The sequence below is a fragment of the Ferrovum sp. JA12 genome, assembly GCF_001431705.1.
Lineage (GTDB): Bacteria > Pseudomonadota > Gammaproteobacteria > Burkholderiales > Ferrovaceae > PN-J185.
On record NZ_LJWX01000001.1, the window covers coordinates 278,573 to 292,141 of the forward strand.

Here is a 13,569-nt window from a genome sequence, read left to right on the forward strand (position 1 = left end):
TTTAGTTGTTTGGTAGGGTAATACCTTGCTTTTCCATAACCAAATCCACTTCTTTAGCAATATCACCGACGGTTTTAATAGGCACTGGCTCACCACTCATTTTAAGTTTAAACCGATCCTCTAACATAAACATAAATTCAACGGTTGCCAATGAGTCAACTCCTAACTCATTGAGTTGAGACTCAGGTTTCACTTGCTCTTCAGTAAGACCAAACTCTTCTATGAGCATTTTTTGTATTAAAGGTAATGAACTCATTAATCTTCTAAACTAGCTGACAAGTAACAGATTGGTTTTGTTTTGAACCACATCCGATTGCGGTTGTGATTGAATAAAACCAAGTGTCTCTTGAGCTACTCGCTCCTTCTCAAAATCCATAGTAATTATATGATAACAGTTATTCAATAACACTTTCTTAATCACTGAGGAAGAAATACTTTTTTCAATCAAATCAGCGTTCTTAGGACTCGCCAGATCATCTTCAACAGCATGTATTATAAGTGTCGGGGCCGATATTTTGTGTAACTTTTTGCGAACACTGCGCATGAGTCTCTCAGACTCTAATACCCCCGTTAATGGAGAGGCCGATGATCCGATTGCTGAAGAGCCTTGCTTTTCCATCTGATGGGCCACCCACTGCCGAATACGCTCATCTTTAAGACCGTATGGAGGACGTTCAGTTAAGGACCAAAAGTACCGAATCGGTGTGTAATAACCTAAAAATTTTAGCCAGCGCATCCAAGTCACATTCCACCCGTCATAACGCAGAGGTGCTGAATATAAAATTAATGAATAAATATCAGGACTTCTAATGGCTGCAAGTTCAAGGCACAGATCCGCACCAATACAAAGACCTGCTACACTGACCTCATCATACTCACGTTTTAGAGCATCAAAGCGTGCCTCCACCTGCTCTAACCAGTGTGGCCATTTAGTGGTGACATTGGCCTCAGGGTTATCAAAAACTGAATAACCTTGAATATTAGGAATACAAACGTTATAGCCACCTTGAACATTGAGTTTACGGCCAATGTACTGTAACTGTTGAGGGGTTCCATATAATCCATGCAGCAAAAGCACTGCAGAGGATTTTTTCCCCTTCATGAAAATCGAATTAACCATCTGCTCCTGTTATTACCAAGTTTACTATTTGTAATAAATTTGTAAATAAATGTAAAACTAAAAATATTATTATACATTAAACCTAAAGTGCATTACATCACCATCTTTCACTCGATACTCTTTTCCTTCAAGACGCATTTTACCAGCCTCTTTAGCGCCTGACTCGCCACGACAGGCGATATAGTCATCAAAAGCAATGACCTCTGCACGAATAAATCCTCTCTCGAAGTCGTTATGGATCACTCCGGCCGCCTGGGGCGCTGTGGCGCCTGAGCGTATTGTCCAAGCCCTTACCTCTTTGACACCCGCTGTAAAGTAAGTTTCCAAACCAAGCAATTTATATACAGCACGTATTAATCGATCAAGTCCTGCTTCCGATAGCCCCATATCAGAGAGAAACAGTAATTTGTCTTCATCGCTAAGATCGGACAACTGTGCTTCAATGGCCGCACAAATAGGCACCACAGGGGCTCCCTCTTGGCGGGCATAGGCAATCACCTTATCTAATAGAGGATTGTTTTCAAACCCGCCTTCAGCAACGTTCGCCACATATAATGCAGGCTTTGCGGTAATAAGACATAAAGGTCTGATTAGAATCTTTTCCTCCTCATCAAACCCCATGGCTCTTACAGGGGTTCCTTGATTAAGTTTACTGTGAATCACCTCTAGAATTGACAGCAAACGAAGGGCGTCCTTATCCCCAGCCCTGGCTGTTTTCTGCGCTCTTTGAACGGCTTTCTCAACAGTAGCCAAGTCAGCCAAAGCCAGCTCTGTGTTAATAATTTCAATGTCATCAATGGGATCAATTTTTCCTGCCACATGAATAACGTTTGTATCCTCAAAACAGCGAACCACATGGGCAATCGCATCGGTTTCTCTGATGTTTGCCAGAAATTGATTACCGAGTCCCTCTCCCTTAGAGGCACCCGCCACCAGCCCTGCAATATCAACAAATTCCGTCACAGCAGGTAAGACTCTTTCAGGAGAAACAATCTGCGCTAGCTGGCTTAGCCGTGGGTCAGGAACCTCAACCACTCCCACGTTAGGCTCAATGGTGCAAAAAGGATAATTTTCTGCTGCAATCTGCGCTTTAGTTAATGCATTAAATAAGGTAGATTTACCAACATTAGGCAACCCAACAATACCGCACTGTAAACTCATAACTTAACTCACCTTATCTAACGATAAACTTGAGTGATCTTAGATCCCTCAAGACTTAAATCAAACATCAAGCCTTTATTTGAAAAAATAAACCCTATAATAGGTTGATTGAGCGTTTGTGTATTAATTTTACCTGCCGCCCCCAATGTTGCGAGCGCCACGCTGCCATCAACGCCTGCTTGCCATCCGGGACTATTACGAAAATGGCTTAACGCAGATTGTTTCATGAACAAAATCACAGCACTATGGGACTCTACCCCTAACTGAAAGCCAAAAGAAGCGGATGCAATATTGTAATAACCAACCGTTTTACCGCCCACAATGAGTACCCCTTCACCATAGGATCCCCCAATACCCATGCCAGCCTTCACAATGTTTGGAAAGACTAAATATCCCTGTGACTGATGCATTAAATCCAATCCGGCACTAGAGTATTGAGCAAAGTGTTGGACTGTTTCTTTTACTTCCGCATCAATTTCCTGCTTTGATTCGGCATGGGCAGTGAAGGCAAAGAGTAAACAACAAACTAAAAAAAATCTTGATACAGGACGTAGAAAAAAAGTAGAGGTCATGATCTTTATCCTTGTTTTGAATGAAGTAATTTTACTGCCTTGTCTTTCGAGCCAACTAAAAACTCTGCCATCACATGTTCTACTCGATCCATGGCCCCCTCAATAGCTAAATGTTCTGCATGAGTGGGTCGGTTTAACACGTAATCAGCTACCCTGTGTCGCTCACCAGGGTGATCAATGCCTAAGCGCAGGCGCCAATATTCAGGAGTGGCTAAAGTGCGTGTGATATCCTTTAAACCGTTATGACCAGCACTACCACCACCAAACTTTAATTTCACCTCGCCAGCCGAGAGATCGAGCTCATCGTGAACCACTAGAATATCAGAAGGATGAATCCGATAGAAATGACTAAACAAAGATACCGATCTACCGCTAGCATTCATAAAAGTAAGCGGCTTTAACAACCAAATATCCTGTTGATGAATTCGGACCATGGTGACTTGAGATTGAAAACGGGATTCTAAGGTCCATTTTCCGTTAACGCTTTGAGCTATACGCTCAACAAACCAAAACCCCGCATTGTGGCGCGTAAGTTCGTATTCTTTACCAGGATTTCCTAGCCCCACAATTAAACGCAAAGTGGACTCCATGAGATACGATTACAATATGGGTAAGAAATATCTTTCCTTACCCATAGATGTATTAAACAACGACTATTTGTCAGAGCCAGCGGGTGCTTTTTGGTTGGCTGCCGGAACATCAGCGGCTGATACAACTGGAGCATTGTCATCTTCTGCTTTGGCTGCACGCGGCAATATTGCAGATACCACTGCAGGATTTTCACCTTTGACCACCGCCACAAATTCAATGCCATCTGGGGTTTTCACGTCCGCCAAATGTAATGAATGGCCAACCGTTAAGTCTTTTAAGTCTACCTCAATGAATTCTGGTAGATTTTGCGGGAAACATAATACCTCTACTTCATTGAAAATATGACTGATGATAGCACCAGAGAGTTTTACAGCAGGAGAAGTATCACCATTAACAAAATGGAAAGGTACTTTCATATGGATTTTTTCATTGGCGCTAACGCGCTGAAAATCAACATGTAAGACGATTGGCTTAAAGGGATGCATTTGCACATTACGCAATAGAGCCTGTTCTGTTTTGTTATCCATTTTCATGGTAAGAATGGAGGAATGAAATGATTCTTGACGTAGTTTATGAAAGATCTCATTATGATCCAGTTCAATAGCTAACGCTTCAGCTCCTCCACCATAGACGATACCAGGAACACGTCCCTGACGGCGCAGGCGGCGGCTCGCTCCAGTGCCCTGTACGCTTCTTTGAGTTACTTTAATTTCCATGTTGATTTCCTTTACATTACATTATAAAAACCTCACTATCCGCGACCAGATAATAAGGGTACTACTACTCCATAAATAAAGAACTCACAGAATCCTCATCGCTAATACGACGAATGGTTTCTGCCATTAATCCAGCAATGCCTAACTGACGTATTTTTGAACAATCCGCAGACAATTCTGATAGCGGAATCGTATCGGTGACCACCAATTCATCCAAGGCGGACTCTTTAATACGGTTAGGCGCTTTACCTGATAAGACAGGATGAGTAATGTATGCCAATACTTTACTAGCGCCATGGGCCTTTAACGCAGCGGCTGCCTCACATAAGGTATTGGCTGTATCCACCATATCATCCATAATTAGACAGGTTTTTCCAACCACTTCACCAATAACATTCATCACTTGAGCCACATTCGGCTTAGGACGTCGTTTATCTATAATAACGAGATCCGCTTCCAATCTTTTGGCCACAGCGCGCGCTCTAACCACCCCACCCACATCAGGAGAAACCACTGTCAGGTTCGGGTAAGCCTCGCGCCAAATATCCCCTAAAAACACCGGCGTGGAATAGACATTATCCACCGGTATATCAAAAAAACCTTGGATTTGATCAGAATGCAAATCCATGGTTAGCAACCTATCAACGCCAACACCTTGCAACATATTCGCGACGACTTTAGCAGAAATAGCCACCCGCGCTGAACGCGGACGTCGATCTTGTCGCGCATAACCAAAATAAGGAATAGCGGCTGTAATTCTCGCGGCCGAGGCACGACGCAACGCATCGGTCATGACCATTATTTCCATCAAGTGATCATTCGTTGGGGCGCAAGTGGACTGCAAAATAAAACAGTCTTTACCGCGGACATTCTCAAGTACTTCCACCATGACTTCGCCGTCACTAAAACGACCCACAGTGGCTCTACCTACAGAAATATTTAAGTGATTAGCCACTTCACTGGCCAGCTTTGGATTAGCTGTTCCAGTAAAAACCATTAAGTTAGCAGACGACATGGAAGGCTTAACAACCTCTGACTAATAATAAGTTTAAATAAAAATGGCAGGGGAGGTAGGGATCGAACCTACGAATGCCGGAATCAAAATCCGGTGCCTTACCACTTGGCGACTCCCCTGCTGTTTACAACCACTCTCGCAATGGATGACAGTTCATACTGCGAGCTACAAATCCACTCCATTCGCTGGGCTTTACCAGCCAGGCTTGATAAGCCTCTTCTTCCCGATCAAAGGCCACAAAGCATGAGGTCCCTGAGCCAGACATTCTGGCATCCCCCCATTGTTTAAGCCAGTTTAACAGGCGCTTCACTTCAGGAATACGTTTTTCAACTACAGGCTGCAAATCATTGCGCCCAAATGTTCCTGAAAAGTTTGACATTTTGACTGGTTGTGAATCTCTTGTCAATTCTGAATCACGAAAGACCTCTGCCGTACTGACCCCAATACCAGGGTTAAGCACCATAAACCAACGCGGCGGAAGGGATAGAGGTGTTACTATTTCGCCAATCCCTTCCACAAAAGCACTCTCTCCACCTATAAAAAACGGCACATCTGCGCCTAAAGTCAGTGCAACTTCCGCCAACTCCCGTCTACTTACCGCTATCTTCCATAGTTGATTTAATCCTATCAAAACACTTGCGGCATCGGAACTGCCTCCTCCCAACCCTGCCCCCATGGGAATTTTTTTGTTGTACGAAATATCCACGCCACAGGTACTTTTGGTATAACTCTGGAGCAAGCGAGCTGCTTTGATGACCAGATCTTGATCCTCAGGAATACTATAGTGTCCAACACGCCTAATCAGGCCATCTAGCCTTAATTCCAGGTTAATCTCATCATTAAAATCCACAAAAGTCATGAGAGACTGCAATAGATGGTAACCATCCTGACGCTGACCGATAACATGTAAAAACAAATTCAGTTTAGCTGGCGCTAACACAGACAACGTTTGAGAGACCATTTTAGTGCCTTACAATATGCCACTTATCCACATGGATACGAATTCTTATATCCTCTTGAGTCAGACTAATACTCTTGGGGAGCCACAGATTGTTTATTTTTTGCCATTGTCCGTAAGTAATTAGCCAATTATCCTGACTTAAAGAACTTACTCTTCCCGCCGCATCTTTAACAATGTTCACGGGACTAGATGGCCAGCTTTGTCCTATTACCCACCAAGGCATCCCCTCTAAGGGGAGGGGATAACCCAGCATCCGGCGCGTCACCTCTTCCACATTCTGAGCCACCACTGTTTGCTCCTGCGATAAACTCAATTGCGTTTGCTCTGGGCGATGATTGATTTCAGCCACCGTGGTACCAATGGGAGAGAGTAAAACAATTTGCTGCCTTAAAAAATCACCTTGCCATTCAATAGAGCCACTATCACTATGCTCAGTATTGGCCACAGCAATTCGGCCAATAAATGATACATGATCAATGACACCACTTCCTTCAACCTGATCATCGGTAATATCTAAATTGTGATGTGTGGCACAGGAAGCGAGTAACACCACACAGCACAACAGACAGATTTTTTTTAACACTGAAAAACCTACTGCATGAAGCGATGAATAGTTTCTTTCAATGCATCGTTATTGGGGTGATCAGCCAAGCTCTTCTGCCAAAGCTTACGGGCTTCCTCTGGGTTACCTGACTGCCATAATACCTCGCCTAAGTGGGCAGCAATTTCAGGATCCTCTTGAAGAGTATAAGCTTGCTTAAGGGCGTAGAGAGCATCTGTATTATTTCCTAAACGGTAGTCCACCCAACCCAAGCTATCTAAAATAAAAGGATCATTAGGTGTAATCGTCAGCGCTTTTTCAATTAATCGTTTGGCCTCATCAAGTCGTACTCCTCTCTCAGTCATACTATATCCAAGGGCATTGTAGGCTTGCGCGTAATTAGGTCGAAGGGCAATAACTCGTTTTAGATTATCCTCAACCACGTCAAAATGATTAAGGCGATCAGCCAAAATCGCTTGTTCATAGAGCATATTTACATTCTCTGGTTGTTGCTTTAACGCATGATCAAGAAGGTTGTAAGCTCCCTTCAAGTCCCCTGCATCACGCCTCATTTGCTCTTCACTAAAGAATAATTGTTCAACCTCTTGATCATCTTGGGCGCGCAATCGATGCAATATATCAAGGCCAGAGGCCAGATCTTTTTGTTTAGCCGTCAACAAGGCTAATCTGATTTGACTATTAAAATACTGATCGCCCTCTTTCACTTGAGCGTATTGATCTAAAGCCAGTTGCCAATGTTTCTGCTCTTCCTCTGTCTCACCTAAATAATAATGAATAACATTGGCATCAGAATTACCCTGGCTTAGTAGATCATTGAGTTGGTTCATGGTCGCGCCATAATCTTTAAGCTGTAAGTTTAATAAGGCTACGGCAAGTTTAATATCAACATTATGGGGATTCTTCTTAACTAAATAAGTAAACTGATCGCGTGCTTTTTGGAAATGTTTTTGATTCACTAATTCGCGTGCGTAACTTAGTCTAATACTTTGCGAATCAGGATATTGATCAAGAAATTGTTGATAGAAATCTAACGCATCGGCAGGATGAGTATGCCCTAGAATCTGCCCCTTCAATAGAGCGGCTTTTTCTGAATCACCTTTAATATCTAACATGTTATTAACTGCTGACAAGGCCTCATCCGACTGATCAGCCTGAAAGGCGGTGATCGCCAACAAATATTGAGCCGCCATGCTTTGATCATAGTTTTCAGTAATATTTTTTGTTAATTGATAAGCTTGTTTGGGATCATGCATTTGGACTATAGGTGGCGTGAGTCGGTCAAACATCTCATCCACTCCCTTTGGATTAGTGCTGAGCCAATCTTTAATCACTGTTGTCAGCTCATCCACCGACACATTACTAAACAACAAAGCTGATAGAATCTGATGCGCTTCGGGAGCGTTTGGCTCCTCAGTTAGCCATAAATCAAGGTTATGTACAGCTGCCTGATATTGTTTCGCATATAACGCCATTTCTGTGGCACGCTGAGCAATGCGTGGGTCTTTCGTATCTTTAGCAAGATCCGTCATCTCCCCGATGGCAACATCAAATTGCCCACGTTGTGCTGCAATCTCCCCAACAAAGAACTCAAACATTCTTTTTGGAGTAAGTACTTCATTGGGTTCATCAGAGGCCCACACTGGAGTAGTAAGAACAGATAACGCTAAGGTGGCCAATAAGCCTTTTTTCCAAAAACCCATAAATTTAAGCTCCCTCATTAAGCGGCTTGATTTTTCTTTTTCATTAATAAATCGTATTTTTCTTTCAGCTCTTCCTGGCTTTCATTAAACTCAGGATTGAGCGGGATACAATCCACAGGACATACTTCTCGACATTGAGGAGTATCATAGTGACCCACGCACTCGGTACAACTGTTAGGATTAATCTCATAAATCTCAATACCTTGACTAATCGCATCGTTAGGGCACTCAGGCTCACATACATCACAATTAATACATTCATCGGTAATCATTAAAGCCATTTAATTACCTCCTTTTTGCAACGACTCAATTTTCTTGTGCAGAGCGGAAATCACTTTGGAACTGACAAACTGACTTACATCGCCGTTAAATAATGCAATTTCACGTACAATCGTTGATGAAACAAACATATATTGATCAGAAGGCGTTAAGAATAATGTTTCGACATCAGGATGTAGGCGACGGTTCATTCCGGCCATTTGAAACTCGAAATCAAAATCAGATACGGCCCGTAAACCTCTCAAAATTACATTCGCGTGGTTTATTTTAAGAAAATCGGCCAGTAAGCCAGAAAATCCCTCAACACGAACATTATCAAAATGACTTACACACTGACGGGCTAACTCAACGCGTTCTTCTAAGGAGAACAAAGGTCGCTTATTGCGACTATCAGCAATGGCTACAATCACTTCACCAAACAAATTAGCGCCACGACGAATTAAATCCTCATGACCCAGGGTTAAGGGATCGAAGGTTCCTGCATAAACGGCCTTGGTTTTCATAAAAGTCCTATATTGCTCGTAATAGTTGATATTGTACTTGACCCGCTTGATCTTGTTTAACAACTAGCCATTTCTCGCTCACTCCAAGCCCCCTCGGTGATTCACAGTAGACCAGCCCCCCAGGAGCCAATTTTGTGACTACAAGCTCTAGAAGACTAGCATAATCTGTCTTGGTAAAGGGTGGGTCTAAAAAAATGATATCGTATACTTCTACAATAGAACTCAACCATTGCCAGCTGTCGGCACTAACAATGGTGGCATTATGTGCACCTAATTTAGTAGCATTGTCTTTAAGATAATTCACTGACGGACGAAAATTCTCCACAAATACCACCTGTGACGCACCTCGCGAGAGCGCCTCAAAACCTAGCGCACCACTTCCAGCAAAAAGATCTAGGCATTTATAACCCACTAATGTTTGGCCCAACCAATTAAAAAGGGTTTCACGAACACGATTGGGTGTCGGCCTTAAATCTGCCACTCCGGCAAACTCGAGCCATCGACCACGCCAGTGACCACCAATAATTTTAACTTTCCCTTTGTTTTCCTTCGCCATAGATCAGGTAAAATCTCCTTTTGAGTATAGATAGAGTTATCATTATCCAATGTTTAGTTTTTTTAAGAAATCACCCAAGGCAACTACCCCCCCAACAATGGAGCCGGAAGGCTGGCTACAGCGCCTTAAACATGGCCTTAAAAAAACCCGCGACAACCTGCAAGGCAAAATCAGCGGATTATTTACCGGTGGATTAAACGAGGCTTGGTTCGACGAGTTAGAAGAAGCCCTTATTTTAGCTGATGTGGGTGTTAAAACCACGCAACGATTAATCAATCACCTCAAGACAGAAGCCAAAAAAAGCCAAGTAACCCAAGCTCAAGATCTCAAACCTATTTTACGCAAAATGCTAATTGATTTATTGGCTCCTCTGGAAAAAAACTTAAATCCAGAGCGTGCCAAACCCTTTGTTCTGGTTTTTGCAGGAGTCAATGGGGCAGGTAAAACTACCTCTATCGGCAAACTTGCCCAACATTTTAAGAACCATCACTACAGCGTCTTACTGGCCGCAGGCGATACGTTTAGAGCCGCAGCCGTTGCCCAGCTGGTAGCCTGGGGAGCGCGCAACCAAGTGGAGGTGATTACCCAAGAAAAAGGAGACTCGGCTGCGGTGATCTTTGATGCGATACAAGCGGCAAAAGCCAGGCAAATAGAGGTGGTGTTGGCCGACACAGCAGGGCGTCTTCCTACTCAGCTTCATTTAATGGAAGAAATTAAAAAAGTTAAACGTGTTATCCAAAAAGCGGATCCTGGTGCACCCCATGAAGTGATTTTAGTATTAGACGCTAATACCGGACAAAATGCCCTCACTCAAGTGAAAGCCTTTGACGAAGCCCTTGGCTTAACTGGACTTATTATTACCAAGTTAGATGGAACAGCACGCGGTGGAGTGGTAGCGGCCATTGCTGGAGAATGTCCTAAACCGATTTTATTTGTGGGTGTTGGAGAACAGTTAGAGGATTTACAGCCTTTCTCAGCCAACTCCTTTGTGGACGCTTTAATAGAATGATACGATTTGAACAAGTCAACTATACCTACCCTTCAGGTTATGAAGTACTCAAGGACTTAAACTGTGAAATCAATACGGGTGAACATATCACTGTCATAGGAAAAGCTGGTGCTGGTAAAACCACTGTTTTCATGTTAATCATGGGACTCATACCCGTCTCCCGGGGAGATTTAAGAATACATGATCAATCTCTGAAGCGAATGAATGCAACAGAACTTGCACGAATGAGACGGAAAATGGGGTCCGTTGCACGCTGGTTGCCATTGATTAACCATATTAGCGCTCTAGAGAATGTTATTCAGCCCTTACTGATTGGTGGTCAGAATTGGGCTGTTGCCGAGAAAAAAGGGAAACAGATACTGGCTGAATTAGAACTCGGACACCGCTATCGAGATGAGGTATTCACATTTTCAGATAGCGAATACAGTAAATTGTTATTAGCCCGCGCGCTCATTCATGAACCTGATTTAATCCTAATTGATGACTCTTTGGAGCATCTTGGCCCAGAGGCCCGCCAACTGATCAATCAGCTCTTAAAAACACGCCTAGAACAAGGCGCAACGATTATTGATAGTGTAAAACCTACTATGACTCTCCCCCCCCACACACACCGAGTAATTGAATTAATGGACGCACGCGTAACGGATGATACTGAACAACTTTATGTTGATATTTCATTATGATACTCTCACATTCCTCCTCCCTGATCCAACTTAAACACATCTTTAAAAAGACACGCTTTAATGTGATTTTATTAATGTTTTCAATGGCGCTCTGTTTTGCATTTATTTTGAGCGCCATGAATCTTAGCCGCGACTATGGCGCCTACGCAGATGATCTGTTGCATAATATTCATGCCGTCATTTTTCTTAACACATCCGCCTCTACAACTGATGTTACCCAATTACGCCAGATACTCAGTCAAGAAAAGAATGTTATTCATACTGAATTCATCGCCAAAGAGGCAGGTCTATTACAACTTAAACAAGATCCCAACCTCAGAGACATACTGACACATATTCATAACAATCCGATTCCTGATGCAGTGATCGTTACCTTAGCAACCCGCTCTAGTCAGGACTTACAGATCACATTAAAAAGCTGGCAAGCCCTAGGCTTCATACACACAGTAAATATCGACCTACCATGGATTGAAAGGACAATTCGCCTACGTGACTTCATTAATCACCTAGCTACTGTTTTTATGGTGGTTATGGGACTGCTCTTAAGTGTATTATTAATTAGCGCTATTCGTCATTATCATTTAAATAGCCAGGATGAACGGTACATCGCTCTATGTTTTGGTGCAACACCGGGTCAGCTTTTATTGCCACTATTAGAAATAATATTAATTGAAACGACGCTTATTATTTTTTTAGGTGTGTTAATGAGTTGGGCTATATTAAATGGCTTGCATCACGGCTTCGAAAATATCTTTTTTACCCATCTAACACACCATAGCACGGCGTTTAATAGCAAAATCTTTGTCGTCTACAGCTTAGTGTTAATCGTCCTTTCCATTGTTCTAACATTACTGATCAGTTATTTCAGCACAGCACGTAACCCCGTTACAGGGCGTCGCTGACCAACTTACGCCATTGAGGTTTAACTAATTTCATATGTACCACATCAATATCGCGCTCAGCAAAACCTGCCTCACAGTAGTTTAAATAAAACTGCCACTTCCTAATAAATTGGTGATTAAACCCCATGTTAAGCACCTTGTCTGTACAGTTTAAAAACTTATCAGCCCAGATATTGAGCGTTTTTGCATAGTGGCCACTAAAGGCGTGTAAATCACTTAATTGAAAATCGGTACAGTGAACCATGACTTTTAACATTTCACTGATACTGGGCAAAAAGCCACCTGGAAAGATATATTTTTGAATAAAGTCAACTTCTCGAAGAGCTTGCTGATAACGCCGGTCATTGATAGTGATTGCTTGAATGAGCATAATACCCTGTGGCGCCAGTAGCTTTGAGCAATGCTCAAAGTAGGTAGGTAAAAACTCCGCCCCCACGGCCTCAATCATTTCAATAGAAACAAGTTTGGTATAAACCCCTTCCACATCTCGATAATCTTTAAGCTGTACGTCCACGAGATGGGTAAGCTGCCATGTTTGAATACGATTTAATACATACTGATACTGTTCTTCGGATATGGTCACAGTGGTGACTCGACAACCATACTGTTTGGCTGCATAGCAGGCAAAACCACCCCATCCGCTACCGATTTCTAAAACATGATCTAATTCATTTAATTCAAGCGCCTCAGCAATGAGTCGACACTTGTACCAAGAAGCCTCCTCTAGAGTACTATCTTGTTTTTCAAAGTAGGCACTCGAGTAGAACATTGATGGATCCAGCCATAGTGAATAAAACTCATTCCCTAAATCATAATGAGCAGAAATATTTTTTTGACTCCCTGACTTACTATTGCGTCTTAAGTAATGCTGTATAGACCGCAAGGGATAACTGATTCTTGCCCAACCTCTTTCCATCTGATCTAAAAGACTTCGATTGTTAAGGATTAAGCGCAGTAAGCCAGTGAGATCAATGCAATCCCAATAACCCTCCATATAAGCTTCCCCAGCTCCCACACTACCGCCCCTGAATAAGGTCTGCCAAAATCGTGCATCATGTACTTGAACAATAAACTCATGTGCCTCGTTGGCATCACCAAAACTCCAACGCTGTTGAGCTTCATCGATAATTGTGAGACGCCCAGAATGTAAAGAGGAAAGTAATTTAAAAACTGTTTTCTTAGCGAATCGATCAAGCCATGACATCTTCTTATGGTTTGACATATTTGGAAACATTGAGG

Annotated in this window: 17 protein-coding genes and 1 tRNA gene; 3 read left to right on the forward strand and 15 right to left on the reverse strand. The window is 42.7% G+C overall.

What is annotated here, in order from left to right; genetic code table 11:
* Position 1: 1 nt before the first annotated feature.
* The 14 genes from FERRO_RS01560 to rsmD all read right to left on the reverse strand — a co-directional run bounded on the left by FERRO_RS01560 (position 2) and on the right by rsmD (position 9,736).
* Entirely contained in the window at positions 2-256 is a 255-nt protein-coding gene (locus FERRO_RS01560; protein WP_056929114.1) for an acyl carrier protein, read from the reverse strand.
* A gap of 12 nt (positions 257-268) precedes the next feature.
* Complete coding sequence (locus FERRO_RS01565) at positions 269-1,120, reverse strand: alpha/beta hydrolase (protein WP_082601140.1); 852 nt, start codon at positions 1,118-1,120, stop codon at positions 269-271.
* A 69-nt stretch (positions 1,121-1,189) separates the two neighbouring features.
* A complete protein-coding gene (gene ychF / locus FERRO_RS01570) occupies positions 1,190-2,281 on the reverse strand; it encodes a redox-regulated ATPase YchF (RefSeq protein ID WP_056929116.1) in 1,092 nt (363 codons plus the stop codon).
* Between the two features lie 17 nt (positions 2,282-2,298).
* Positions 2,299-2,853, reverse strand: a complete 555-nt coding sequence (locus tag FERRO_RS01575) for a BPSL1445 family SYLF domain-containing lipoprotein (protein ID WP_056929117.1) — start codon at positions 2,851-2,853, stop codon at positions 2,299-2,301.
* A 5-nt stretch (positions 2,854-2,858) separates the two neighbouring features.
* Complete coding sequence (gene pth, locus FERRO_RS01580) at positions 2,859-3,443, reverse strand: aminoacyl-tRNA hydrolase (protein WP_056929118.1); 585 nt, start codon at positions 3,441-3,443, stop codon at positions 2,859-2,861.
* 63 nt (positions 3,444-3,506) lie between these two features.
* Positions 3,507-4,160, reverse strand: a complete 654-nt coding sequence (locus tag FERRO_RS01585; protein WP_056929119.1) for a 50S ribosomal protein L25/general stress protein Ctc — start codon at positions 4,158-4,160, stop codon at positions 3,507-3,509.
* Between the two features lie 64 nt (positions 4,161-4,224).
* On the reverse strand, positions 4,225-5,175 hold the full coding sequence (locus FERRO_RS01590) for a ribose-phosphate pyrophosphokinase (protein ID WP_056929120.1): 951 nt from the start codon (positions 5,173-5,175) through the stop codon (positions 4,225-4,227).
* A 44-nt stretch (positions 5,176-5,219) separates the two neighbouring features.
* Positions 5,220-5,294: transfer RNA gene (locus tag FERRO_RS01595), tRNA-Gln, on the reverse strand.
* Positions 5,295-5,299: 5 nt separating this feature from the next.
* Positions 5,300-6,136: a 4-(cytidine 5'-diphospho)-2-C-methyl-D-erythritol kinase gene (gene ispE / locus FERRO_RS01600; protein WP_056929121.1), complete on the reverse strand. Its 837-nt coding sequence runs from the start codon at positions 6,134-6,136 to the stop codon at positions 5,300-5,302.
* Between the two features lies 1 nt (position 6,137).
* The gene (gene lolB / locus FERRO_RS01605; RefSeq protein ID WP_056929122.1) at positions 6,138-6,719 is read right to left on the reverse strand and encodes a lipoprotein insertase outer membrane protein LolB; all 582 of its coding nucleotides are present in this window, start codon (positions 6,717-6,719) and stop codon (positions 6,138-6,140) included.
* An 8-nt stretch (positions 6,720-6,727) separates the two neighbouring features.
* Positions 6,728-8,398 carry a tetratricopeptide repeat protein gene (locus tag FERRO_RS01610; protein ID WP_160318080.1) on the reverse strand — a complete coding sequence of 557 codons (1,671 nt, stop codon included), beginning with the start codon at positions 8,396-8,398 and terminating at the stop codon, positions 6,728-6,730.
* Between the two features lie 17 nt (positions 8,399-8,415).
* On the reverse strand, positions 8,416-8,679 hold the full coding sequence (locus tag FERRO_RS01615) for a YfhL family 4Fe-4S dicluster ferredoxin (RefSeq protein ID WP_056929124.1): 264 nt from the start codon (positions 8,677-8,679) through the stop codon (positions 8,416-8,418).
* Positions 8,680-9,180 (reverse strand): pantetheine-phosphate adenylyltransferase, encoded by a 501-nt coding sequence (coaD, locus tag FERRO_RS01620; RefSeq protein ID WP_056929125.1) that lies wholly within the window; start codon positions 9,178-9,180, stop codon positions 8,680-8,682. It abuts the gene before it with no gap.
* A 7-nt stretch (positions 9,181-9,187) separates the two neighbouring features.
* Positions 9,188-9,736, reverse strand: coding sequence for a 16S rRNA (guanine(966)-N(2))-methyltransferase RsmD (gene rsmD, locus FERRO_RS01625; RefSeq protein WP_056929126.1), 549 nt, complete (start codon positions 9,734-9,736; stop codon positions 9,188-9,190).
* Positions 9,737-9,785: 49 nt separating this feature from the next.
* On the opposite strand from rsmD, the gene ftsY reads away from it, so the two are divergent.
* The 3 genes from ftsY to FERRO_RS01640 are packed head-to-tail and all read left to right on the forward strand — an operon-like array spanning position 9,786 to position 12,330.
* The gene (ftsY, locus tag FERRO_RS01630) at positions 9,786-10,745 is read left to right on the forward strand and encodes a signal recognition particle-docking protein FtsY (RefSeq protein WP_056929127.1); all 960 of its coding nucleotides are present in this window, start codon (positions 9,786-9,788) and stop codon (positions 10,743-10,745) included.
* On the forward strand, positions 10,742-11,428 hold the full coding sequence (locus FERRO_RS01635) for an ATP-binding cassette domain-containing protein (RefSeq protein ID WP_056929128.1): 687 nt from the start codon (positions 10,742-10,744) through the stop codon (positions 11,426-11,428). The genes ftsY and FERRO_RS01635 overlap by 4 nt, the downstream gene beginning before the upstream one ends.
* The gene (locus FERRO_RS01640) at positions 11,425-12,330 is read left to right on the forward strand and encodes a cell division protein FtsX (protein WP_056929129.1); all 906 of its coding nucleotides are present in this window, start codon (positions 11,425-11,427) and stop codon (positions 12,328-12,330) included. Before FERRO_RS01635 ends, FERRO_RS01640 begins: the two co-directional genes overlap by 4 nt.
* Here the strand turns inward: FERRO_RS01640 and FERRO_RS01645 are convergent.
* Positions 12,314-13,552 (reverse strand): SAM-dependent methyltransferase, encoded by a 1,239-nt coding sequence (locus FERRO_RS01645; RefSeq protein ID WP_056929130.1) that lies wholly within the window; start codon positions 13,550-13,552, stop codon positions 12,314-12,316. The genes FERRO_RS01640 and FERRO_RS01645 overlap by 17 nt on opposite strands.
* Positions 13,553-13,569 lie beyond the last annotated feature (17 nt).